General features: G+C 56.7%; 23 protein-coding genes. 17 read left to right on the top strand and 6 right to left on the bottom strand.

Annotated elements, in window-relative coordinates; genetic code table 11:
* Positions 1–109: 109 nt before the first annotated feature.
* The 5 genes from QV747_RS02280 (at position 110) to typA (ending at position 4,378) form a co-directional block, all read left to right on the top strand.
* Positions 110–475, top strand: a complete 366-nt coding sequence (locus tag QV747_RS02280; RefSeq protein ID WP_028449006.1) for an Hpt domain-containing protein — start codon at positions 110–112, stop codon at positions 473–475.
* Between the two features lie 52 nt (positions 476–527).
* Entirely contained in the window at positions 528–1,151 is a 624-nt protein-coding gene (locus tag QV747_RS02285) for a trimeric intracellular cation channel family protein (protein ID WP_034618910.1), read from the top strand.
* On the top strand, positions 1,135–1,770 hold the full coding sequence (locus QV747_RS02290) for a CoA pyrophosphatase (RefSeq protein ID WP_273428806.1): 636 nt from the start codon (positions 1,135–1,137) through the stop codon (positions 1,768–1,770). Before QV747_RS02285 ends, QV747_RS02290 begins: the two co-directional genes overlap by 17 nt.
* 74 nt (positions 1,771–1,844) lie before the next feature.
* Positions 1,845–2,321, top strand: a complete 477-nt coding sequence (locus tag QV747_RS02295; protein ID WP_273428808.1) for a DUF3592 domain-containing protein — start codon at positions 1,845–1,847, stop codon at positions 2,319–2,321.
* Between the two features lie 239 nt (positions 2,322–2,560).
* Positions 2,561–4,378, top strand: coding sequence for a translational GTPase TypA (gene typA / locus QV747_RS02300; RefSeq protein WP_028449009.1), 1,818 nt, complete (start codon positions 2,561–2,563; stop codon positions 4,376–4,378).
* A 206-nt stretch (positions 4,379–4,584) separates the two neighbouring features.
* On the opposite strand, the gene bamC is transcribed toward typA, so the two are convergent.
* Positions 4,585–5,709, bottom strand: a complete 1,125-nt coding sequence (gene bamC, locus QV747_RS02305) for an outer membrane protein assembly factor BamC (RefSeq protein ID WP_273428809.1) — start codon at positions 5,707–5,709, stop codon at positions 4,585–4,587.
* A 37-nt stretch (positions 5,710–5,746) separates the two neighbouring features.
* On the bottom strand, positions 5,747–6,622 hold the full coding sequence (gene dapA, locus QV747_RS02310; RefSeq protein WP_273428811.1) for a 4-hydroxy-tetrahydrodipicolinate synthase: 876 nt from the start codon (positions 6,620–6,622) through the stop codon (positions 5,747–5,749).
* A gap of 471 nt (positions 6,623–7,093) precedes the next feature.
* Here dapA and nagE point away from each other — a divergent pair, with 471 nt between their 5' ends.
* Complete coding sequence (gene nagE / locus QV747_RS02315) at positions 7,094–8,575, top strand: N-acetylglucosamine-specific PTS transporter subunit IIBC (RefSeq protein ID WP_028449012.1); 1,482 nt, start codon at positions 7,094–7,096, stop codon at positions 8,573–8,575.
* Between the two features lie 26 nt (positions 8,576–8,601).
* Positions 8,602–9,087 (top strand): PTS glucose transporter subunit IIA, encoded by a 486-nt coding sequence (locus tag QV747_RS02320; protein WP_028449013.1) that lies wholly within the window; start codon positions 8,602–8,604, stop codon positions 9,085–9,087.
* Between the two features lie 83 nt (positions 9,088–9,170).
* Here the strand turns inward: QV747_RS02320 and QV747_RS02325 are convergent, their stop codons facing one another.
* Positions 9,171–9,854 (bottom strand): hypothetical protein, encoded by a 684-nt coding sequence (locus QV747_RS02325; protein ID WP_273428813.1) that lies wholly within the window; start codon positions 9,852–9,854, stop codon positions 9,171–9,173.
* A gap of 18 nt (positions 9,855–9,872) precedes the next feature.
* Positions 9,873–10,619, bottom strand: coding sequence for a fumarate/nitrate reduction transcriptional regulator Fnr (fnr, locus tag QV747_RS02330; RefSeq protein ID WP_081986573.1), 747 nt, complete (start codon positions 10,617–10,619; stop codon positions 9,873–9,875).
* Positions 10,620–10,770: 151 nt separating this feature from the next.
* Here fnr and hemN point away from each other — a divergent pair, with 151 nt between their 5' ends.
* Positions 10,771–12,186, top strand: a complete 1,416-nt coding sequence (gene hemN / locus QV747_RS02335; RefSeq protein ID WP_273428814.1) for an oxygen-independent coproporphyrinogen III oxidase — start codon at positions 10,771–10,773, stop codon at positions 12,184–12,186.
* Between the two features lie 16 nt (positions 12,187–12,202).
* Positions 12,203–12,871, top strand: a complete 669-nt coding sequence (locus QV747_RS02340; RefSeq protein ID WP_373317272.1) for a sulfite exporter TauE/SafE family protein — start codon at positions 12,203–12,205, stop codon at positions 12,869–12,871.
* A gap of 42 nt (positions 12,872–12,913) precedes the next feature.
* Here the strand turns inward: QV747_RS02340 and QV747_RS02345 are convergent, their stop codons facing one another.
* Positions 12,914–13,402, bottom strand: a complete 489-nt coding sequence (locus QV747_RS02345) for a GNAT family N-acetyltransferase (RefSeq protein WP_273428817.1) — start codon at positions 13,400–13,402, stop codon at positions 12,914–12,916.
* Between the two features lie 75 nt (positions 13,403–13,477).
* Here QV747_RS02345 and QV747_RS02350 point away from each other — a divergent pair, with 75 nt between their 5' ends.
* Positions 13,478–13,816 carry a YkgJ family cysteine cluster protein gene (locus tag QV747_RS02350; RefSeq protein ID WP_273428818.1) on the top strand — a complete coding sequence of 113 codons (339 nt, stop codon included), beginning with the start codon at positions 13,478–13,480 and terminating at the stop codon, positions 13,814–13,816.
* A 124-nt stretch (positions 13,817–13,940) separates the two neighbouring features.
* Here QV747_RS02350 and QV747_RS02355 read toward each other — a convergent pair whose 3' ends face one another.
* The gene (locus QV747_RS02355; protein WP_273428819.1) at positions 13,941–15,746 is read right to left on the bottom strand and encodes a DEAD/DEAH box helicase; all 1,806 of its coding nucleotides are present in this window, start codon (positions 15,744–15,746) and stop codon (positions 13,941–13,943) included.
* A 372-nt stretch (positions 15,747–16,118) separates the two neighbouring features.
* On the opposite strand from QV747_RS02355, the gene QV747_RS02360 reads away from it, so the two are divergent.
* The 7 genes from QV747_RS02360 (at position 16,119) to pgsA (ending at position 23,718) form a co-directional block, all read left to right on the top strand.
* The gene (locus tag QV747_RS02360; protein WP_273428821.1) at positions 16,119–17,150 is read left to right on the top strand and encodes a hypothetical protein; all 1,032 of its coding nucleotides are present in this window, start codon (positions 16,119–16,121) and stop codon (positions 17,148–17,150) included.
* Positions 17,150–18,862, top strand: a complete 1,713-nt coding sequence (gene recJ, locus QV747_RS02365; RefSeq protein WP_273428823.1) for a single-stranded-DNA-specific exonuclease RecJ — start codon at positions 17,150–17,152, stop codon at positions 18,860–18,862. Before QV747_RS02360 ends, recJ begins: the two co-directional genes overlap by 1 nt.
* A 21-nt stretch (positions 18,863–18,883) precedes the next feature.
* Positions 18,884–20,212 (top strand): chitinase N-terminal domain-containing protein, encoded by a 1,329-nt coding sequence (locus QV747_RS02370; RefSeq protein ID WP_047393707.1) that lies wholly within the window; start codon positions 18,884–18,886, stop codon positions 20,210–20,212.
* 27 nt (positions 20,213–20,239) lie between these two features.
* On the top strand, positions 20,240–20,683 hold the full coding sequence (locus QV747_RS02375; protein ID WP_273428825.1) for a gamma-glutamylcyclotransferase: 444 nt from the start codon (positions 20,240–20,242) through the stop codon (positions 20,681–20,683).
* A gap of 69 nt (positions 20,684–20,752) precedes the next feature.
* Positions 20,753–21,508: a 23S rRNA (guanosine(2251)-2'-O)-methyltransferase RlmB gene (gene rlmB, locus QV747_RS02380; RefSeq protein WP_028449024.1), complete on the top strand. Its 756-nt coding sequence runs from the start codon at positions 20,753–20,755 to the stop codon at positions 21,506–21,508.
* Positions 21,509–21,702: 194 nt separating this feature from the next.
* Complete coding sequence (locus QV747_RS02385; protein WP_273428826.1) at positions 21,703–23,037, top strand: DUF3422 family protein; 1,335 nt, start codon at positions 21,703–21,705, stop codon at positions 23,035–23,037.
* A 114-nt stretch (positions 23,038–23,151) separates the two neighbouring features.
* Complete coding sequence (gene pgsA, locus QV747_RS02390) at positions 23,152–23,718, top strand: CDP-diacylglycerol--glycerol-3-phosphate 3-phosphatidyltransferase (protein ID WP_028449026.1); 567 nt, start codon at positions 23,152–23,154, stop codon at positions 23,716–23,718.
* Position 23,719: the final 1 nt, after the last annotated feature.

Raw genomic sequence — 23,719 nt, forward strand, 5'->3', positions numbered from 1 at the left:
TGGTTTTCCCCGTCTTGGCGCAGTGCGGCAAAGCCAGCTAAGATGATCATCTGGCTGTCAGAATAATGAAATTAAATCACCCACCAGCCATGACTGTGCGGAGAACATCATGAGTACTGCCTTGTTAAATGAAGTTGACCACGAGCTGCGTGATATCGAGACCATGTTCCAATCCCTAGAGCAAGCGGTGGGCATGGATATGCGCGAAGAATTGCTGGCCTTGTTTTACCCAACGCTGGATGAGTGTTTGCAGGGCTTGCAGCAGGCTATTCCGGCGCAAGATGCGGGGCAAATTATCAGCTTTGCTCACAAGCTCAAAGGCGCGGCTGGCCAGCTAGGGGCGACGCGGATTGCTCAGCAAAGCAAAGATATTGAAATGCAAGCCAAGCGCAGCGAGCTAAGCGACATCGCGCCGGCGTTTGATGTACTGCAAACCTTGTGTGCGGCGGTCAAAGCTAAACTGCTCAGCGTTTAATCATAAAAAAGTTGTTTTGGCCGTCGGCCGTGTGGAAAGGTGTATTTTGCAGTTGCCTGAATTTACTTGGTTGTTTTTGATTGGTACCGCATCGTTCACGATTTCGGGTTATTTGATCGGCGCAAAAAAACAGTTTGATTTGCTTGGGGTGGTGATCTTGGCACTGCTCACCGCGATTGGCGGCGGCATGATTCGCGATGTGCTGGTGGCGCAACTGCCGCGGGTGTTTCTCGATAATGGCCCGTTTCTCACAATCTTTCTCACGCTGGGGCTGGCCTGGCTGGTGCGTCTGCATCGGCTGAATGTGGGGCTACTGAATAAAATTTTTATCGTGGCCGATTCGATCGGGCTGGTGGCCTTTAGTATCGCGGGCGCGCAGGTGGCGATGTCGATGGGCGTGAATCTGTTTGGCGTCTGTGTGTTGGCCTTTGTCACTGCGGTGGGCGGCGGTTTGGTACGCGATATGCTGGTGAATGATGTGCCGTTTATTTTGCATGAAGATTTTTATGGCACTGTGTCGATTCTGGTGGCACTGGCGTTTTACTTTTCCCAGTCGGCTGGCTTTACCGCGGCGGGCTGGGTGTGGCTTCTCTTTGCTGCCGGGCTAGCCCTGCGGCTATTTGCGCATTGGCGCGAGCTGAAACTCCCGAAGGTGATGGATGATGTGGCCCGCTGAGGCTACGGCTTTTCAAGCTTGGGCTGTGCGGCGTCTGCAAGGGGTGACGTGGCCAGCGGCTGGCGATGGGGCGCGACAAGGGCAGCGGCCAGCGGCGGTGTTGGTGGGGGTGGTGCTGCGTGAGGAATTAAGCTTGTTGCTTACGCAACGGGCCGCCCATTTAGCCGCGCATGCTGGCCAGATTAGTTTTCCGGGTGGCGGGGTCGAAGCACAAGATGACGACCGCATTGCCACCGCGCTACGCGAAACGGTGGAAGAAGTGGGTATCAATCCGCAGCATATCTCCCCCTGGTGCCAATTGGGCCACTATCACACCATCAGCGGCTATTGCGTAACGCCAGTACTGGCGGGGATTGATCCGGCGTATCAGGCGCAACCCGATCACAATGAAGTGGCCGATGTATTTGAGATTCCCCTTTCGATTGCACTTGATCCAGCGCACTATGCCAGGCGGCGGGTACAGCGCGGTACGCAGCAGGGTGAGGCGCTATTTTTAAGCTGGCAGGATAGACTGATCTGGGGCGCTACTGCAGGTATGTTGCTGCAGCTTTCATCTGCCTTGGGTTTACCGGGTATACCTATGGATGCTCGTTCGGGCGATGTGTTTGTGATTGCCTAGGCTACTCGTAGCGGTGCGTCAATTCGTCAGCTTGTCTGCTTGGCAAAAGCTAACCGGGCGGCAAGGGAGGTAGTATGCAGATTGATCCTTCAGCGCTGGAACAATCAGCGCAGCGTGTAGGCAAGGCATGGATACGCTGGGTTTGGTGTCTGCAGCTAATGGCGGGCTTGGCATTGTTAGGCTTAAGCTATGTGCTGGGCGCCGAGCGCTATCCTTTGTTGTTGCGCGGCGAGGTCGTGCAGGGACAGTTGCTCCGTTATGAGCGGTTGCCGCCCGATCAAACGCAGGCCGAACGCTATCGTGTTTACGTCGCCTTCATTCATGATGGGCGGCTGTATCAATTTGCCGATTGGAATTTACTGCGCGTTCGCGGTGGAGTGGCCAAGCAACCGACTGTGATTTACGACCCAGTCGACCCCACGCTGGCCATGCTGGATCGCGGCACTTGGCGCAATGCTTTGCCATGGTTGCCGCCAGCGCTAGTGGGCGTGTTTTTGCTTTTGGTGGGTTTGCGCTCGGGCTGGAAAGCCCGATCAGCTGAATGCGCCTAGATACCTATCTGGGTATGTGCTAGCGAGCATTATTCAATATGGATTTCAGCGTTATACCCGGACGGCGAGTGACTGCAGGTTCTAGCGTCAGGCTCATTCCGTGGCTTCGCACTCCTCATTTCGCCATGATGTACAGCCTTTGTACTTATTAACCGCCAGTCGGTACTTGCCAAAGTACGGTGATTGTCATTAAGCCATGATACAATCCGCCGTTTTCGCAAATCCTGAATTTGAGACCCATGACCCGCGCACTTCGAAATGTCGCCATTATTGCCCACGTTGACCACGGCAAAACCACGCTGGTAGACCAGCTTCTACAACAAGCCGGTACTTTCCGCGAAAATCAGCAAGTTGCTGAACGCGTAATGGATAGCAACGATCTCGAAAAAGAGCGCGGCATTACCATTCTGGCGAAAAATACCGCTATTAATTACGAAGGCACTCACATCAACATCGTGGATACCCCAGGGCACGCGGACTTCGGTGGCGAAGTTGAGCGCGTATTGGGCATGGTGGATGGCGTGGTGCTGCTGGTGGATGCCGTTGAAGGCCCAATGCCACAAACCCGTTTCGTGACCAAAAAAGCGCTGGCCCAAGGCCTGCGCCCGATCGTGGTGATCAACAAAATCGACCGTCCAGGCGCGCGTCCTGATTGGGTGGTGGATCAAACTTTCGATCTGTTTGACAAGCTGGGTGCCACTGACGAGCAGCTGGACTTCCCAATTGTTTACGCTTCAGGTCTGAACGGCTTTGCCAAGCTGTCGCTGGATGCTGAATCAGCCGATATGCGTCCACTGTTTGAGACTATCCTCTCGCATGTGCCAACTCCACCGGGCGATGCCAATGCGCCATTGCAGCTGCAAATTGCCGCGCTGGATTACTCAACCTATACCGGCCGCCTTGGCGTTGGTCGCGTGCTGAACGGCCGCATCAAGCCTGGTCAGCAGGTGGTGGTAATGAATCACGACGACCAAGTAGCTGCAGGCCGTATCAACCAGGTGCTTGGCTTCAAAGGCCTGGAGCGCGTTGAAGTACCTGAAGCTGAAGCGGGTGACATCATTATTATCTCTGGTCTGGAAGACATCGGTATCGGCGTCACTATCTGTGATAAAGAGCAGCCGATGGGTCTGCCGATGCTGACCGTGGATGAGCCAACCCTGACCATGGACTTTATGGTGAACACCTCACCATTGGCCGGCACTGAAGGTAAATTCGTCACCAGCCGTCAGATTCGTGATCGTCTGACCAAAGAGCTGCTGACTAACGTGGCGCTGCGGGTTGAAGATACCGATGACACCGACGTGTTCCGCGTTTCTGGTCGTGGCGAGCTGCACCTGACTATTTTGCTGGAAAACATGCGCCGTGAAGGCTATGAGCTGGCCGTTGGTAAACCACGTGTGGTGTACAAAGAAATCAATGGCGAGCGTTGCGAGCCATATGAAAACCTGACCATCGACGTTGAAGATGGCCACCAAGGTGCGGTGATGGAAGAGCTGGGTCGTCGCCGTGGCGAGCTGACCAATATGGAAAGTGATGGTCAAGGCCGTACGCGCGTGGAATACCATATTCCAGCCCGTGGTCTGATCGGTTTCCAAGGAGACTTCATGACCATGACCCGCGGTACTGGCTTGATGAGTCACGTTTTTGATGACTATGCACCGGCTAAGGCTGATATGCCAGGTCGTCACAACGGCGTGCTGATTTCCCAAGAGCATGGCGAGGCGGTTGCCTATGCGCTGTGGAACTTGGAAGACCGCGGCCGGATGTTTGTAAGCCCAGGCGAGAAACTGTACGAAGGCATGATCATCGGCATTCACAGCCGTGATAACGACCTGGTGGTAAACCCGATCAAGGGTAAGAAACTGACCAACGTGCGCGCTTCAGGTACTGACGAAGCGGTTCGTCTGACCACGCCAGTGAAACTGACGCTGGAATCGGCCGTTGAGTTTATCGATGATGATGAATTGGTCGAAATCACTCCGCAAAACATCCGTATTCGTAAGCGCTATCTGCAAGAGCATGATCGCCGCCGGATGAGCAAGGTGGAAAGCAACTAAGGCTCCACGCCTCACAAAACGCCAGTCTACGGACTGGCGTTTTTTTTGCCTATCGAGGTGAGGTACGCCAATGAGATACCTTGGTGCTAGATCAGTGGTTTGTTTGGTGTAGGAAATAAAAAACGCCAGCGGTATCGTTGGCGTTTATTTGCTTGGTGTATAAGCCGCAAGAGCTTGTTCTAATTGGCTTGCGGAGCTATACCCTGCTATTTCAATTGATTGAGCAGGTCGTTCAGCATTTTCTTCTGCACCGCAGGATCGATTGGATCTTTGCTGGTGATGGTCAGGCGGGTTTTGTCGCCTTGAGGACTTAGCTTCACTTCAAAGGCTTGCGCATTGGTGCCTTTGCCATCTACTTTGCCGCTTTCATCTTTTTTCCAGAATGCTAAGGAGCTGAAGTAGCTAGACTCAACTTCTTTGTCGATATCCGTTGCAGCGCGCTGAACGGTGAAGAGGCCAGCGCTACGGTTGCGATCTTGAATGTTGTAACCCACGCGGTCAAAGGCAAGGCCTACACGGCGCCATGCGCGATCAAAACCATCGCTGATCAGCAGGCTGTTGTTGTCGAGGCTGGCGCGAGCCACCGGTTTGGCGCTGGCTTGCTGTACTGCTTGCGCACTCTCTTCTTTGCTTAGCCCAAATGACTGCATCAACAGGCCCATCATTTCCAGCTCAAGATCTGGATTAGGTGGCGCTGCGGTATAGGCAGTGCCACCCCAGTTTTGGGTTTGCGCTGAGCCTTCTTTGTAGACTTCGGTCATGCCGCGATAGGTTAGATAAATATTGACGTGTTGATCGTCATTGCCGCGTTCAATCCGCGTGCGATATTTATCCAGACGGCCGGTGGATACAAAATAATCAGCAAATTTACGAACCAGATTTGTCATGAAATCATTCGGTAGATCCGCACGATTTTCCAGCCAATCTGTTTCCATGACGCCAGTCGCTGGTTTTTCAGTAGTGAGAGTAAAGCCATTGGCAAGCCAGAATTCGCGGCTGCGCTCCCATGCTTCGTTGGCACTGAGCGTGGCTTCAATAAAACGTAGCCCGTCCTGATTCACGATGCGTGCATTCGCGGGCTTGGGTAGTAATTCACGATTAGTATTGTTGGCTTGTGCCGCTGTTGTGGCACTTAGCGTCGTATTGGCGGTGGCGTTCGGCGTGGCTACTTGCGATAGGTCGGGTGGCACTTCAAGCGGGTTGCGACTCACGTTGTCACTGCCACTGCGATAATCCACCTTGCTGGTGAGAATGTTATCAGTAGAGCAGGCGCTTAACGCAGTCAGCAGTGCGGTAGAGAGCAGCAGTTTGGAAAGAGTTTTGATTTGCATGAATCGAGATTCCGAAAGGGCGGGTCTACCAACAAAATTAGATAATCTGAGCCGCTTGCATGGCTTGTTTGAGCGTGCTTTGAGCGCTCTCACTCAAACGTGTCAGCGGTAGGCGCAGGCCAGCGGGGATTTTGCCCATGGTTTCCAGCGCCCATTTAACCGGGATGGGGTTGGCTTCAATAAACAGATGCCGATGCAGTCCTTGCAGCGGGTCGTTCAATTCGCGTGCACGAGCGATGTTGCCTTTTGCAGCCGCGGCGCACATTTCACTCATGGCTTTGGGGGCCACGTTTGCAGTTACTGAAATCGTGCCATGGCCACCCAGCAAAATGAAGGGCAGGGTGGTGGCGTCGTCGCCACTGTAAAGGCCAAAGCCAGCTGGGGCGCGCTTAGCTAGCTCGGCAGCTCGCTCCATATTGCCCGTGGCATCTTTGATCCCCACGATATTGGGCAATTCAGCCAACTGCAGTGCAGTATCGTTGCTCAGATCGCAGCCAGTGCGGCCGGGTACGTTATACAGCAGGGTGGGCAGTGCCGTATTTTCGGCAATGCTTTTGAAGTGCTGATAAAGGCCGGCTTGCGTGGGTTTGTTGTAATACGGTACGACGCTAAGGCCGTAGTTAGCACCGACGCGCAGCGCTTCATTCGAAAGGTGAATGGCTTCGCGGGTGGAGTTGGCGCCCGTGCCGGCAATGACCGGCACGCGGCCGGCCGCTTGTTCGACCACTGCTTTTACTACTGCGATGTGCTCATGCACATCCAGAGTGGGGGATTCACCTGTGGTGCCAACGGCGACGATGCCATTGGTGCCTTGTTCAATATGCCAGTCAACGAGTTTACGCAGGGTGGGGAAATCGATTTCACCGTTCACGTCCATCGGCGTGACGAGTGCAACAAGGCTACCTGTAAGCATGTGTGGATAAACCAGTAACAGATAAAAAAACTATTCTAACCGAAGCTGTGCGGCGGTGTAACCAATCGATTGCCGACTTTTCACCATTTTGCTTGCGATGGCGATACCCCGGTGGTGTATCGGCTGGCGAATGTAAAGAAATCTTGCAAAGTATTAAGAAGCAGACTCATTGGTTGTAATCATTGAGCAATCTCAACATGATGCGCCTCACACAATGACAATCTTTGCCGCACGGATCTTCGTTGTTTCGTGCGAGCTTTCAAATGGTTGTTTGAAGATTTTTGCTTTCTTGCACAGCTTGCAATGGAAACATTGCACAGATTGTGACGGCGGGCAGATAATCAAGTGGCCATTTTGAACCTCTCGTCTGCGCAGCAAACGATGTTCTGGGGATGAAGTTGTAGTGTTATCAGCTCTAGCTGGTTCTTCAATCTAATAGGGTCGAAGTACTACTTAAAAGGTGAAATAAGCATGAATATTTTGGGCTATTTGCAAAAAATCGGCCGGTCACTGATGGTGCCGGTAGCTGTATTGCCAGCCGCTGCGATTTTGATGGGTATTGGTTACTGGATTGATCCGGATGGTTGGGGTGCAAGTAATGCACTGGCAGCTTTCTTGATTCAAGCTGGTGCTGCCATCATTGACCAGATGCCAATCCTGTTTGCGGTTGGTGTGGCATACGGTATGTCGAAAGACAAAGATGGCGCTGCTGCGCTGGCGGGTCTGGTGGGTTTCCTCGTGGTAACCACCCTGCTCAAACCTAACGTGGTATCGCAAATTCAGGGTATCCCTCTGGATCAAGTGCCAGCCGCGTTCAAGAAAATCAACAACCAGTTTGTTGGTATCTTGTGCGGTGTGATTGCTGCAGAACTCTATAACCGTTTCAGCGGTGTTGAGTTGCACAAAGCACTGGCGTTTTTCTCGGGCCGCCGTCTGGTTCCAATCGTTACTTCTGTCGTGATGATCGTTGTATCGTTCATCCTGATGGCAGTATGGCCACACATCTACGGTGGTCTGGTGCACTTCGGTGAATCGATCGTTGGCCTGAAAGCTGTTGGTGCTGGTATCTATGCCTTCTTCAACCGCTTGCTGATCCCAGTAGGTCTGCATCACGCCCTGAACTCTGTGTTCTGGTTTGACGTAGCCGGCATCAACGACATTCCTAACTTCTTGGGCGGTGCGAAATCACTGGCCGAAGGTAAGGCTGTTCAAGGTGTTACCGGTATGTACCAAGCTGGTTTCTTCCCAATCATGATGTTTGGTCTGCCAGGTGCTGCATTGGCGATCTACCAAGCTGCTAAGCCTGAAAACCGCGCTCGCGTAGGTTCAATCATGCTGGCTGCTGCGGTAACTTCATTCTTCACTGGTGTAACCGAGCCGCTGGAATTCTCCTTCATGTTCGTGGCACCACTGCTGTATGTGGTTCACGCCTTCCTGACTGGTGTGTCTGTATTTATCGCTGCGCAAATGCAGTGGATTGCAGGCTTTGGCTTCTCAGCCGGTCTGGTTGACTTTGTTCTGTCTAGCCGCAACCCGCTGGCCCAGAACATGATCATGCTGATTGTTCAAGGTGTGGTGTTCTTCGCGATTTACTACTTTGTATTCCGCGCAGTGATCGCAGCTCTGAACCTGAAAACGCCTGGTCGTGAAGACGAAGAAGCCGTTGCTGCTGCCGCTCCAGTAGCTGCCCCAGCTGCTAGCGACACTCTGTCACTGGCTCAAGGCTACGCGGATGTAGTTGGTGGTGCTGCTAACGTGACCAACGTTGACTCATGCATTACCCGTCTGCGTCTGTCGGTAAATGATGCTGATCTGGTGAATGAAGCTGCTGCCAAACGTCTTGGTGCTAGTGGTGTAATCAAGCTGAACAAACAAAGCGTACAAATCATCGTTGGGCCTAAAGCCGAACTGATCGCTGACGCGCTGCGTGGTGTTCTGGCCGGAAAAAAGTAACAGAGGCTGCGCCACAGCCTGAGGCTGTGGCCGTTGTAGCCTCTAACCCCGGCGAAATCGTACTGCTGTCCCCGGTAACGGGTGAGGTGGTGGCTCTGGAAGATGTGCCCGATGCGGCATTTGCGACCCGAGCTGTAGGTGAAGGTGTGGCGATTCTGCCTACCGGTAATCAAGTTGTTGCGCCGTGTGATGGCCAATTGGTGAAGATCTTCAACACCAACCATGCTTTCGCACTGATCAATGATGCCGGTGTTGAGCTGATCGTGCACATCGGGATTGAAACCGTGAAGCTGGGCGGGCAAGGTTTTACCCGTCTGGTTGAGCAAGGTAGCCAAGTGAAAGCCGGCCAGCCGGTGCTGGAGCTGGATCTGGAATACTTGCGCAACAATGCTAAATCGGTGATCAGTCCGGTGGTATTGACCAATGCTGATCAATTTGCCCCATTGGCCAATCTGGCTAGCGGCGCAGTGGTTGCAGGTCAAACCCCGCTCTACACCATCAAAAGCAAATAAGTAGTTGAGTAATGAAAAAAGCCACCTTCGGGTGGCTTTTTTATTTGTTTGCGCCTGTAAGAGCTTGAGCGAGGCTGCTCGCCTTATTGCTGGCTGAGTAGTTGCGCCAGCTGGTGAGTGGGGCTGTATTCGTTGCTAATTAATGGCGCAAAGGCCTGCTCAAGCTGTGGGTGATGTGCATGAAATGCTGCAGGTGGAAAATCCTGCAGAAAGCGATGGGCGAGGCCACGCAGGGTGGATAGTTGCAGCTGTTGTTGCAAGAGCTGATGGCTCAGTGCCGTTAGCAGTGGCCCTTGCTGCTGAAACGGGTTGGGTTGTTGCAATGTGCTGAGGATGGCTTGCCAGTCTTGCTGTTCGGCGCTTTGCGAGGGCGGCAATAGCGTCTGCCAGATCTGCTGAATAAACCCGCCGCAGCCGCGCGGGCCGAGGTGCAGCCAGCCATTGGCCACGGGGGCGAGCAGATCCAGTATTTCGGCAGATTGCTCAAGCGCGGCATGCTCGCCGCTGGCCGCCAGCATAAAGCCGTGCAGGCCGGCCAGAGGGCTGGGCACGATGATGACTTCGCACAGCGGATGCTCAGGATAGTGTTGCTGCAGATAGGGGGAGCCAGGATGAAACAGCAAAATTGCTTCATCCGTGGCGATGCTGGGTAGCTGTTGGCTGAGCGGGTGCAGGCAGAAGGCTGTTTGGCGCGGAGTTTGCCAGTGCAATCGGCTGGCTATTAGGGGTATAAGACTAGAGGGGGCAATCAAATGGGCTTGGCGCATGATACCCCCGGTGGTGCTTTATTCGTCGTGACAGGTGTTCAAAAGTTTTTTCAGGCTGTCGATGTTTTCCAACTCGATTAAGCGGTTTTGCACTTTAATCAAGCCTTGGTCCTGGAATTTGGAGAGTGTACGACTCACGGTTTCCAGTTTCAGGCCCAGATAGCTACCGATTTCTTCCCGCGTCATACGCAGATGGAAGCTGCTGGATGAATAGCCGCGCACGGCGAAACGCTGTGACAGGTTCAGCAGGAATGCCGCGAGGCGCTCTTCGGCCTTCATATTGCCCAGCAATAGCATCACGCCGTGATCGCGCACGATTTCGCGGCTCATTACCTTGTGTAGATGGCGTTGCAGTAGTGGCACATCGCGCGAGAGGTCTTCGATGTCGCTAAAAGGCAGCTCGCACACTTCGCTGTCTTCCAGGGCGATGGCATCGCAAGTGTGTACATCGGTGCTGATGGCATCCATGCCCAGCAATTCGCCCGACATGTGAAAGCCGGTGACTTGCTCGCGGCCATCTTCAGAAATCACGCTGGCTTTAAAGAAGCCCAGACGCACCGCATACAGCGAGCGGAATGGTTCACCAGCACGATACAGCGCCTCGCCACGTTTAATCGGGCGGGCCTGGGTGATCAGTTTATCTAACTCTGACATTTCATCCTGGGAGAGGCCGATGGGCAGACACAGCTCACGCAAACTGCAGTTAACACATGAATTGCGCAGATGGCGTGGGGTCATGTCGCGTACTTGGATGGGGGAAATCATCAACTTCTCACCAGAAAACAAAAACAGGGAAACATTGTACCGCTAGCGCGTGCTAATTACCGCATGCGCCGTCACGATGAATTGATTTTAATCAAACCAGAGGATTAGGCTAGCTCTTATTCTGCAGGGGTAGAATCGGAGTAGAGTCACGATGACATTTGTAACAAGCCAGCATCCGCACCCGAGCGGCCAAATCGAATTTGATCGCGAGCTGATCGTGCGTTACGACGGCAAAGGGCCGCGCTATACGTCTTATCCGACCGCGGATCGCTTTACGCAAGCCATGACCAGTCCTCAGCTGGAGCAGATATTACAACAACGCTTACCCGGCGCGCTAGCCAATCCGCTATCGTTGTATTTTCACATCCCTTTCTGCAATACCGTATGTTATTACTGCGGCTGTAACAAGATTATTACGAAAGACACCAGCAAAGCGGATGTGTATCTGGATTATCTCGGGCGCGAACTAGCCCAGTATGCCCAGGCCTTGCCACAGCGCTCACGGGTCAGTCAGCTGCATTTAGGCGGCGGCACGCCCACCTTTTTAAATGAAGCGCAGCTTGAGCGCTTGCTGGGGATGGTGCGTAGCCATTTTGAGCTCTTGCCGACTGGCGAATACTCCATCGAGATTGATCCGCGCAAAGTGGGCGAGTCGATGATCCGCACCTTGGCGCAGCTGGGTTTTAACCGGATGAGTGTGGGTATTCAAGATTTCAACCCCGCGGTGCAAGAGGCCGTGAATCGGGTGCAATCGCAAGAAGAAACCCGCACTGTGATTGAAGCCGCCCGCATGCATGGCTTTAAGTCGGTGAGTGTCGATCTGATTTATGGCCTGCCCAAGCAAACCGTGGCCAGCGTCGCTGAGACCATTGCGCAAGTGCTGACATTGCGTCCGGATCGCATCGCCCTCTACAACTACGCTCATTTGCCCGAGCGCTTTATGCCGCAACGGCGGATTAATGAGGCCGAATTGCCCTCCGCCAGCGATAAGCTGGATATGCTGCAAAACGCCATTCGCGATCTCTTGGCGGCGGGTTACGTGCTGATTGGCATGGATCACTTCGCTTTGCCGAATGATGATCTGGCCGTGGCGCAGCGCCGTGGGCGGCTACAGCGCAATTTTCAGGGGTACTCTACCCATGCCGACTGTGATTTGCTGGCCTTTGGCGTGTCGTCGATTGGCAAGGTGGGCGGGCAGTACTACCAGAATGTAAAAACGCTGGAAGAGTACTATCAGGCGGTCGATGTGCAGCAGTTGCCGGTGCAGCGCGGCCTGACGATGAATCGCGATGATGTGATTCGCCGGGCGGTGATTCAGGCGCTAATGTGCCAATTCGAGCTATATTTTCAGGCGATTGAAGTCAGCTATATGATCGTTTTTGCCGACTATTTTGCTGACGAGCTGCAATTGCTCGCGCCGCTCGTCGAAGATGGTTTGCTGCAGATCGAGGCTGATGGTCTGTTTGTAACTGGCAAAGGCCGGTTGCTGATCCGTTCGATTGCCATGGTGTTTGATCGATATTTGCGGACAACGGTGACGCAAGCGCGGTATTCTCGCCTGATTTAACGGTGGGCGGGATAGCGTGCTGGAAGTAGATCTGCTGGCCCTGTTTTTGGCTGGTTTGCTCGGTGGCGGGCATTGTGTGGGCATGTGCGGTGGCATTGTTACTGCTTTTAGTTTGCAATTGCCGCCTACGGCGCGCTGGCCGTATTTGCTGGGCTTTAATCTGGGCCGACTGGCCGGCTATGCGCTGATCGGTGCCTTGCTGGGTGGTTTGGCAAGCTTTGCGCTGCTTTTGCAATTGCAGGCGCTCAAACTCTCGCTGTTTATCCTTGCTAATGTCCTGCTGCTGTTGCTGGGGCTGTATATCGCCGGCGTTAATCGCTGGCTCACTCGCGTCGAAGCTCTAGGGCAGCCGCTATGGCGGCGAGTGCAGCCGCTGATGCGGCGCTTACTGCCGGTGCGCTCGGTGTGGCACACGCCGCTAATAGGCCTCTTGTGGGGCTGGATACCCTGCGGGCTGGTGTACACCGCCTCTTTGTCGGCGCTGGCGAGCGGCAGTGCCAGTCACGGGGCGGGGGTGATGCTGGCCTTTGGGCTGGGGACTTTGCCCAATCTTTTATTGATGGGCTTGTTTGCCCGCCAGCTCCAGCAAGGCCTGCAAAAACCGTGGGTGCGGCCACTGTGTGGCGGGCTGATTGTGGCGATGGCGCTGTGGCAGCTTTATACCCTGCTGGGTATCTATTTCTAGCCCTTTTCTTATCTGATTTAGCTGGCAATACCCCTGGGTTGGCTAAAGTGTGCGGCTCATCAACTCGGCGGCGCCGTATTTGTGCAGATCAGCGCTGTTGCGCTCGACCACAAAGCCATGCCGTTGCCAGAATGCCGGCGCGCGCCCCACTGCGATCAGCATTGCGCGCGGCAGTTGCTGCGCCCGCGCCCAGCTCAGTGCCGTATCAATCAATTGCTCGGCCACCCCAAGGCCGCGCGCGCTGGGCGCGACGGCCAGATCGTGCAGATAAAAGCAGTCCGCTGCGGCCTGTGGCTGTGGCCAGCAAAGCTGCCGGCTGTCGAGTTCGGGTGGCTGCCAGCCTTGCCAGGGGTGGCAAAACAGATACCCCAGTGCTTCGCCATCGCGCTCGGCCAGCCAGTGGCTGGCGGGCGAAAAGGCAATTTTGGCGGCAAAGCATTCTGCTTGCTCTAAGAGTTCCGGTGGGTAGCAGCTGGCTTGAATGGCGGCAACCGCGGGCAAATCGGCGGCGGTGAGTGGGCGAATCAGCATGGTAAAACTTGACCCCAGGCGGGGAATTGGATTGAATGCGGCCCTGATTGTAATCGCTGGATCGGGTGGCTGAATATGGAAAATGTGTGCTTGAGCTGTGGCGCCTGCTGTGCGGCGTTCCGGGTGTCATTTGATCGCTCGGAGCTTAGTAGCGAAGGCGGCACAGTGCCAGATAGTTTGGCGGATGACGAAACTGCCTACACCGCCCGTATGCGCGGCACCGATTATGCGCAGCCGCGGTGCTTGGCGCTGGTGGGCAAGGTCGGTGAGCGGGTGTCGTGCGGTATCTATTTCGAGCGTCCATCACCCTGTCGCGAGTTTGGCGCGCTGGCCGAAATCGGCGTGTATAGCGCGGCCTGTAATCGCGCCCGCGCGCGGCATGGCCTGCCGCCGCTGGAGGTTGCGGGCGATTAAGCGCTGGTTCGATTCTGTTGGGCTCAGCGATCGCCACGCAACTGAGCAAGCCCAAAGCGCAGCCCTAGCGGGCAATAAAAAAGCAGCCCGTAGGCTGCTTTTCTAATTGGGTAAGGCGAGATGCTTAGCTAAAGCGACCGCCGCCACGTTTGCCATCTGGCTTGCCGCCAAAATCGCCACGTGGAGCGCGAACTTCGCGCTGACCGCCTTCACGTTGCTCACGCTGGCTACCGTAGTTGCCACGTGGGGCGCGCTCGCCGCCAAAGTCACCGCGCGGAGCGCGATCAAAGTTACTGCGTGGCGCACGTTCGCCACCAAAATCGCCACGCGGTGCGCGGTCGAAATCACGACCACCACGATCGCCGCGATCACCACCATAGTTGCCGCGTGGGGCGCGCTCGCCACCGAAATCACCGCGTGGAGCGCGATCGAAATCGCCACGTGGCGCACGGTCACCGGCGAATTCGCCGCCGCGTGGGGTGCGATTGCCGTAGCCGCCACGTGATTCGCGATTATCAAATTGACGCTCGCGTTGGCCGCCAAAGCCTTCACCGCGTGGTTGACGTTCGCGCTCGCCGTAGCTGCCGCGTGACGCTTCGCTGCGATGACCTTCAGTGTGACGTTGGCCGTCTTCGCGTTGGCGCTGGCCTTTGTAGCCACCAAAGCTCTTGTTGTAGCCGCCATCGCGACCACGGCCACGGCCTGGGCCGCCTGCGCCACGACGATCGCCACCTTGGTGGCCACGGCCTGGCTGGAAGCGTGCTTCCAAGCCTTCGATCTCTTGTACGCCAAATTCGATTTGGAATTGACGGCGGATTTTAGTCAGCAGCGAGAAATCGCTTTTCGTCACCAGTGATACGGCCACGCCAGAGCGACCGGCCCGGCCGGTACGACCGATCCGGTGGATGTAGTCTTCCGCAAAGCGTGGCAGATCGAAGTTGATCACCAAGCTAATGCCGGCCACGTCGATCCCGCGCGCCGCCACGTCGGTGGCCACCAGCGTGTCGATATCGCCGCGACGCAGACGATCCAGAGTGCGGCGACGATCGCGCTGAGCCAGGTCACCGTGCATGGCGGCAGCTTTAAAGCCTTCCAGCTTCAGCCATTCAGCCAGCTCATCGGCCGACAATTTAGTCGCGGTAAAGATAATGGTTTGCTGGCCGTCGTTGTCACGCAGCAGTGCGGCAACCAGCTTTTGTTTGTGCTCATAGCCATCGGCATAGTGCACACGTTGTTCGATTTGTGGCTTAGATACTTCTTGTGGCGCCATTTCCACCAGTTTTGGCGAGCGCAGCATTGGCTCGGCAAAGCTTTGTACCGATTCGCTCAGCGTGGCCGAGAAGAGGGCGGTTTGGCGCTCTTTGGGCAGTTGCTCAACGATGGATTCCACTTCATCAATAAAGCCCATGTCCAGCATGCGGTCGGCTTCGTCCAGTACCAAGAGTTCCATGCGGCGGAAATCAATGCGGCCATTGCGCATCAGGTCGGTCAAACGGCCTGGGGTCGCCACCAGCACTTCATACGGCTGCGCCAGCATTTTGTTTTGCACTGGATAGGGTACGCCACCCACAACGGTCACCACTTTGCAGCGCGGGATCTTGCGGCAGAATTCGGTTGCCACTTTAGATACCTGCTCAGCCAATTCGCGGGTTGGCGTCAACACCAAAATACGCGGGCCGCGGCCATTGTGTTTTGGCTCTTTGGTCAGTTTGTGCAGGGCGGGCAGCAAGAAGGCGGCGGTTTTACCGGTACCGGTTTGCGCTGAAGCCATGATGTCGTGGCCGGCCATGATTTCAGGAATGGCGGCTGCCTGAATCGGGGTTGGGGTGTTAAAGCCTTGAGCTTCCAGGGTGGCGGTAATTTGTGGCGCCAGGCCCAGTTCGATAAAAGCGTTAGGCGTGTCTGTAGCCGTAGCAGCGGTATGCGGCATGTTGGCAGTCCTTATATGTGTGGCCAAGTCCATGACTTGACTCAGCATCGACGCCAACCAGAAGTTCCGCTATCAACAACTGCAGTGCGGGGAAGAAGGTCAGAGGCGATGAGATCTATGAAAAAGCAAAACGCCCACCGAAAGAAATAAAGTGTGCAACAAACCTGCCATCGGCAGCGAAACTGTTGCAATGCAGCGGGCAATGCATCGAAGGGGGCGAATTATGCCTAGGTGTTGCCAATAATGCAACACACATTTTCAGATGCTTGAATTCGCTGCGGGATGCTGCTAGCCAATGCGGGTTTTTACTCAGCGGTTTTTTCTTGTGCTAGGTGGGCGAAAGCTTGGGCGTGGCGATGTTAAAATGCGCGTATGACGACCTTGACCCAACTTGAACTGATTCTACCCGGCGCACTGTGGCCGCAGCTAAATACACGCGCCGCGATCTGGCAAAACCAAACCCTGCCGGCGCTGGCCAAACTGTATGGCACGAGCCGCAAAAGCATTTTGCCACTGCGCGGGCGGGCGGCCTATCTGGCGAGCCTGGCGGGGCTGGCGCAGCTACCCGCCGGGCCGATTTTGGCAGCGCACTATCAAGCCCAAACTGCTACGCCACTCACGGCGGGCTACTGGTTGCTGGCTGAACCCGTCCACCTGCGCCTCGAACGTGATCATCTCACCGTCTTGGGTGAGCCGTATCTGGCCTGCCAGCAGGCGGAAGCCGAAGCGCTGGTGGATAGCCTGAATGGCTTGTATGGAGCGGATGGCTGGCAGTTTATTGCCATCAGTCCGAGCCAATGGCTGCTGCGCCTGCCGGCCGATCCGCAGCTGGAGTTTGTGCCGCTGGATCAGGCGCTTAATCGCGATCTGAACGACGTTTTGCCTGCGGGGCCGAAAGCGCTGCAATTTCACGCCTTATTGAATGAAATGCAAATGTTGCTGTACCAGCATCCGGTGAACGACGCCCGCGATGCGGCAGGCCAGCCATTGGTGCACAGTGTGTGGCTATCGGGTGGTGGGGTATATCCTGCGGATCAAGATGTGGCAGTGCCTGCGGCGCTATACGCCGATGATGTATTGCTCAATGCCTTGGGTGCGCAAGCGACTGTGCCGGGCAATTTTGCCGCAGCTCAGGGGCTGAATATCAGTAATGCCTGTGTCTTACTCGATGATTTGCGCTATCCGGCTATTTACGGTGAAGGCTATCAGTGGCAGCAAATCTGGCTGCGCTGGGAAGCCGACTGGCTGGCGCCGGCCTTGGCCGCGCTGCAAGCCGGCAGCCTGACCGAGCTATGCCTCACCTTGCCCAATACCGGCGAGCAATGTCGCATTCGGCGCGGTGATTTATGGCGCTTCTGGCGACGTCCCGCTTTGCCGATCGGGCCGTTGACGGAGGAAGGCTGATGTCATTGATACGTCCGCGCCCCATCGCGCCGCAAGCAGTCGCCGCTCTGCAGCAAGCGGGCTACACCCCGCTGCAGGCGCGAATATACGCCGCCCGTGGCATTGCCGACCCGCAAGAGCTGGAGCATGAACTGAGCCGCTTGCTGCCGTTTACCCTGTTAAAAAACGCCACCGCCATGGCGGCGCGCTTGGCCGATGCGATTGCGGCTGGCCAGCGGCTGCTGATCGTGGGGGATTATGATGCCGATGGCGCCACCGCCACCACCTTGGGCATGAAGGGCCTGGCGGCGTTTGGTGCGGTGGTGGATTTCATCGTGCCCAACCGTTTTGAGTATGGCTACGGCCTGACGCCCGAGATTGTCGATCTGGCGCGGGCCAAGGCGCCAGATGTGATCATTACCGTGGATAACGGGATCGCGAGTCTGGCAGGCGTGCGCCATGCGCAGGCTCACGGCATCGAAGTCTTGATTACCGATCACCATTTGCCCGGCGATGAGCTGCCGCCGGCTTTGATCGTGAACCCGAATCAGCCCGGCTGCACTTTCCCGAGCAAAAATCTGGCCGGTGTCGGGGTGATGTTTTATGTGCTGATGGCCTTACGGGCCGAATTGCGCCAGCGCGGTGTCTACGCCAATGGCCAGCAGGCCGAGCCGAATCTGGCGCAATGGCTGGATATCGTGGCGCTGGGCACGGTGGCCGATGTGGTGAAGCTCGATGCCAATAACCGCATTCTGGTCGAGCAGGGCCTAAAACGCATGCGCGCCGGCCGTGCCTGCACCGGCATCATGGCGCTGTTTGCGGCGGCGGGGCGTTATCACGGCCGCGCCAGCTGCTTTGATCTGGGCTTTACACTGGGGCCGCGCTTAAATGCGGCCGGGCGGCTGGATGATATGAGCTTTGGCATCAATACGCTGCTCGCCACTGATGAAGGCCAGGCACTGCAGCAGGCCAAGGCGCTGGATCAACTCAATCGCGCGCGGCGCGAAATTGAGCAGGGCATGCGCGAAGAGGCCGAGCGCGCCTTGCTGGCCGTGGATGTAGCTGATCGCTACAGCTTGTGTCTGTATCAGCCCGACTGGCATCAGGGCGTGATCGGGATTGTAGCCTCGCGGGTCAAAGATCAGTTTCACCGCCCCACGCTGGTGTTTGCCGATGGCGGTGTCGACGGTGTGGTGTGCGATGAAATCAAGGGCTCGGGCCGCTCGATCCCCGGTTTACATCTGCGCGATGCGCTCGATCTCGTTTCCAAGCGCCAGCCGCAGTTAATCCGCAAATTTGGCGGGCATGCGATGGCGGCCGGCCTGACGATTGCCAAGGCCGATTACGCCGCTTTTGCGGTCGCATTTGAGGATGTGTGTCGTGAACTTCTGGATGAGAGCCAGCTCACACGGGTGATCGAAACAGATGGCGAGTTGCCGGCCGATGCGCTACAAATCGCCACCGCCGAGCAACTGGATCGGCAGGTCTGGGGGCAGGGCTTTCCGGCGCCCGTTTTTCAGGGGCGTTTCCGCGTGGTTGAGCAGCGCATCGTGGGTGAAAAACACAGCAAGCTCAAGCTCAGTAGCCCTGAGGGTATGGTGCTAGACGCTATGCGTTTCAACTACGCCGAGCCGATACCCCGGGATATTCAGGCCGTGTATAAAATCGCCGTTAACGAATTTCGCGGCGAACGGCATTTGCAGTTACAGTTGGAATATTGCGAAGCAGTTTAAACCCCGCCAAGGAAATTGCGCATGGCTCCGCGTTTTGCCCTTCTTGTTCGTGCTACTGGCTGGCTGTTGGCTGGCGCCTTCTCGGCCGCGGCCCACGCCGGTTTTTTATTGCCCAGTAGCGAAGCGGCCAAACGCGATCAGCTAGCCTGCCAGCCCACCGCCGTGCTTGGGGTGCTTGAATGCGAGCAGCTGAGCGCGCCGCCGCCGCCCGTGCGCAATGATCCGAGCATTTATGCGCCCGAGTTTGTGGCCAATAGCGGCCCCAGCATTCCCGAGCAACAAGTCGAAGCGCCGATGCTACCGGTGCTGGATGCCTTGCCGGCACGACTCAAAAACGGGCCGCTCACCATCGCCTGGGATATCTGGTTTGGTACGGCCGGGCAGTGGTGGGAAGTATGGGATAACGACGTGCTGCGCTATCGCGGCCGTGATTTTAGTCGCCGTACCCGCGATAACGCCCCGCCAGTGCAAGGCGAGCGCGTGCAAGTGACTGAGCTGGCCGAGGCGCGGCTGGAGTCGGTGCAAAGCGGCGTTTTTCAACTGGCTAAACTCACCCCGGGCGAGCATCAATTTCGCATCAGACTCTGCAACGGCACGCTCGAGGCGCCGCTGTGCACCGAAGTGCGCGCCGCGACCTGGGTGGAGGCGGGTGAAGAGCCCGGCGCCGTGGCTGAAGCCGGCCCGCCCGATGCGCCGGCCTTGGCGTGGATTCCGCAAATCACCACCGATGGCGTGGTGACGGTGGCGTGGAATTTATGGTGGGGAAATCCCGGTACCCATTGGGAAGTGCTGAACGGCAGCAAGGTGGTGTACCGCTCGGATAAATTCACCGAAAACAATGATCGCAGCCAAGCCGGCCAAGTGAATTTACCGCTGGCCAATGGCGTGCACGAATTATCGGTGCGCCTGTGCCGGCGCACATTGTGCACAGGCTCGGAGAAAATCCGCGTCGAGGCCATGCTCGGGCCCGAGCTTCTGCCTGCCAAGCCGGTGCTGGCGCTGTTTACCCCGGATGATCCTGACTTGGGCGATGGCTTATTGCCGACGCAAGTGTTATTAAGCTGGAAAACCGAGCAGCCCGGCGTGGCGCCGGATCGCTGGTTGCTGATTGATCAAACCACCCGCGAAGTGCTGTACAGCCAGGCGCTAAAAACAGATTGTGGCAATGGCGTATGGTGCGGCAGCTGGCAAGGCGTGCCGGCCAGCCGCCCGGCCAGCTGGCGCGTCAAGCTCTGCCAGGCCAAGCGCTGTGTGGATTCGGATGTGCTGCAAGTGCCCGCGGTGGGTGAAGAAAGTGGCCCAGCGGTGGTCGAGCCGCTAGGCAAACCCACGGCTGCACAGGCACAATAGCGCTCCATCATTTCAGGCTATGTCAGCATGATTGAGTCGCGCGCCTCTGCCGCCCCAACCACGGATTCGGCCACGCCTAGCGCCGAGCAGTTTTTGTTTGTCTATGGCACGCTCAAAGCGGGTTTTGCCAATCACCATTATCTGGCGCAAGCTAGGTATATTGCGCCAGCCTGCACCGAGCATGAGTTTGCGCTGTATACCCTTGATTATCCATTTCTAGCTAAAAGCCCGGCGCTGTACCGTGTGCAGGGTGAATTGTATGCCCTGGATGCGGCCACGCTGGCACAGGTCGATCAGCTAGAAGAACACCCTAGCGATTATTGCCGCGAGCTTAGCCCGATCATCACGGCTACGGGCGAGCGGATTTGGGCGTGGGTGTATTTTCATCCGGCGCCGCAAGGGCGCTTGTTGCCGCGCGGCGATTATCAGGCCGATCTGGGTACGCTCTCAGGCCGCCAGCGCGAGGCCTAAGTCGCAATCTTGCAGCGCAGCGGGGCAAAAAGCCGTAAAATCCCGCCTTTGAATGGGGAATTGCGCCAAATGCAAAAAAAATTGATCCACGGTTTTCATGCCGTTACCGCGCGTTTGCGCCGTTTTCCGGATAGTGTGCTCGAGCTGTATGTCAGCAACGAGCGCAGCGACCCACGGATGAAAGACTTGCTGCGTCTGGCCAAAGAAGCCGATCAGAAAATCACCCCGATGACCGCCGAGCGTATGGATGGCCTGGCCGGCAATGTGCGCCATCAGGGCGTGGCGGCGCTGATTGATAGCGATAAGAGCTATCTGTCGATTGAAGATGTGCTCGATGATCTGGACGAGCCGGCTTTTTTGCTGATTCTGGATGGCATTACCGATCCGCATAATCTGGGTGCCTGCCTGCGGGTGGCCGATGCCATGGGTGTGCATGCGGTGATTGCCCCTAAAGATAAATGCGTGGGCATTACCGCCACCGTTTCGAAAGTGGCGTGTGGCGCGGCCGAAGTGGTGCCCTATGTGATGGTGACTAATCTGGCGCGCACTATTCGTGATTTGAAAGAGCGCGGTATCTGGATCGTAGGCACTGCGGCCGATGGCCAGACGGATCTGTATAACTACGATCAAACCGGCGCGATTGCCTGGGTCTTGGGCAATGAAGGCGAGGGCATGCGCCGCCTGACACGCGAGCTGTGCGATTCGCTGGTGTCGATTCCGATGTTTGGTACTGTAGAAAGCCTGAATGTATCGGTGGCCACGGGCATGGTGCTGTCCGAAAGCCGTCGTCAGCGTTTGGCTGCGAGCAAAGCCGCTAGCGCCTAAAGCTTGCGCAGTGCTGGTGCGCGCGCCGCGCGAGCTGGTCCGCGCTGGTGCAGAGTGTGAATCTTGTAAGGGGTATTGCTGCTAGAGTCTTATTTTATAAGGTGCTGGTGGTAATACCCCTTGCTTCGTTATGTGGCATGGCTTTTGCATTGCTCTATGGGTAAAGATCGCCACCCAACGGTGAGGAGACCTACATGCCCCACGACGCCAACACCAAGACCGCCGCAACCGAATTTAGCTTGCGCCTGCATGAGCATCCGCTGCGCCGGCAGGTGGCCAGTGAAACGCATACTTTGGCTTATCCCGCGCTGCAGATTCCCGGCCAAGTGAGTCATCTGGCGTATGCTAATCAGCATCTAAGCCTCGCCAATGAGCTGTGGTTATTGCAGCGGCTCTGTCGCCATTTTGGCGTGGCGGGGCCGGCGGGCGAAGTCGCTGCGTTCAGTACGCAGTTGGGCGAGTTGCAACTGTTTTGGCAGCGCCACGCCGAACATTCCATGCTGAGCATCAGCGCACCGCTCGATTCGGCGAGCCCGCCTTTTTCCCAGCCGGCCTTGGCAGGCTTGCCGGCCGAATGGCTGGATTTATTGCCCGGGCAAGTCTTGGTGGCGATCCATGCCTTGGTGTTGCCAGCGGCTGCACTGCCGCAGGCGGTGCCAGAGCTTGCGGCGCATTTTTTTGCCGGCCATGAGTTGGTGGGTGGCGAAGTGGGGGATGGCGCCGGTTGGCTGTTTGGTGATTACCAGCCCGATCACAATGGCTTTTTGCGCTTTGTGCTCGCCGATCGGCGTATGGGGCGGCGGCAGGCTGGGCGGATGTTGCAGCGGCTGTTTGATATCGAAAGCGCGCGGGCGCTGGCCCAGCTGGCGCCACCGATCGCCCAGCAAATCGGCCCTGAGCTCGCCGCGGCCGATCTGGAGCTGGCCGAGCTCATCAGCAGCTTGCAGGATTTGAGCGCGCACAATGAATGGCCGCTGCTGCAGCGGCTGACCCGCCTGTCGGCGCAGGTGGAAAGCGCGCTATCGCGCACCGACCATCGCTTTGCCGCCTCGGCAGATTACTACATGCAGGTGCGTGAACGGCTGCTAGAGCTGCGCGAAACCCGGGTGCAAGGGGTACAGCCCTTGAGTCAGTTCCTAACCCGCCGCCTGGCGCCCAAGTTGCAGCATTGTGCGGTGGTGGCGCAGCGTCAGCGCACCTTGGCTCAGCGCGTGAGTCGCGCCACGGCCTTGCTGCGCACGCGGGTTGAGGTCGGGCTAGAGCAGCAAAATCAGCATTTATTGAGCGGCATGGCCGAACGTGCGCGGCTGCAGTTACGTTTGCAGGAAACCGTCGAAGGCTTGTCGATTGCGGCGATCAGCTACTACTTGTGTGGGCTGCTGGGCTATGGGCTGAAGGGGCTCAAAGCCATGGGCGTGCCAGTGGCGGTGGAACTGGTGCAAGGCCTGAGTTTGCCGCTGTTGGTGGCAGTGCTGTTTGCTGTGCTGCGGCGGGTGCGGCGTAAGCTGGGCGAGCAGCCGGCCGCTTAGGGCAAGCGGTGGGCGCGGAAAACAGTTACAATCTCGGCCATTCTCATGCGGGTGGGCTTTGCTAGCCTGCATGGCCGTGATAGCTGGCCACCGGCCTACCGACGATCTTAGACTATGCCTTTGAATTTGCCGATTTTGCTAACCTGGTTGCGCGTGGCGCTGATTCCGGTGTTTGTGGGTGTGTTTTATCTGCCACATACCGATTATCCGGTGGCCTGGCAAAATATGGTCGGCACGGGCCTATTTGCGCTGGCCGCCATCACCGACTGGTTTGATGGCTTTCTGGCCCGGCGCTGGAATCAAACCAGCCAGTTTGGCGCTTTTCTCGATCCAGTCGCCGATAAATTAATGGTGGCGGCGGCGCTGATTTTGCTGGTGGAGATCGATCGCGCGCCATCGTGGCTGGCAGTGATTATCATCGGTCGCGAAATCACCATTTCGGCCCTGCGCGAATGGATGGCTCAGCTGGGTAAATCCAAAAGCGTGGCGGTGAATATGATCGGCAAGCTCAAAACCACCGCGCAGATGATTGCGATCTTGTTCCTGCTGTGGTGGGCGCCGCTGGTGCCGGGCGTATCAACGCCATTGATTGGCAGCATTGCGCTTTATCTGGCCGGCATTCTGACCATCGTGTCGATGTTTTATTATCTGCGCGTTGCGGCCGAGCAGTTTAAATCGTGAT

Origin of the sequence: uncultured Chitinibacter sp. (genome assembly GCF_945957625.1) — a bacterium.
Lineage (GTDB): Bacteria > Pseudomonadota > Gammaproteobacteria > Burkholderiales > Chitinibacteraceae > Chitinibacter > Chitinibacter tainanensis.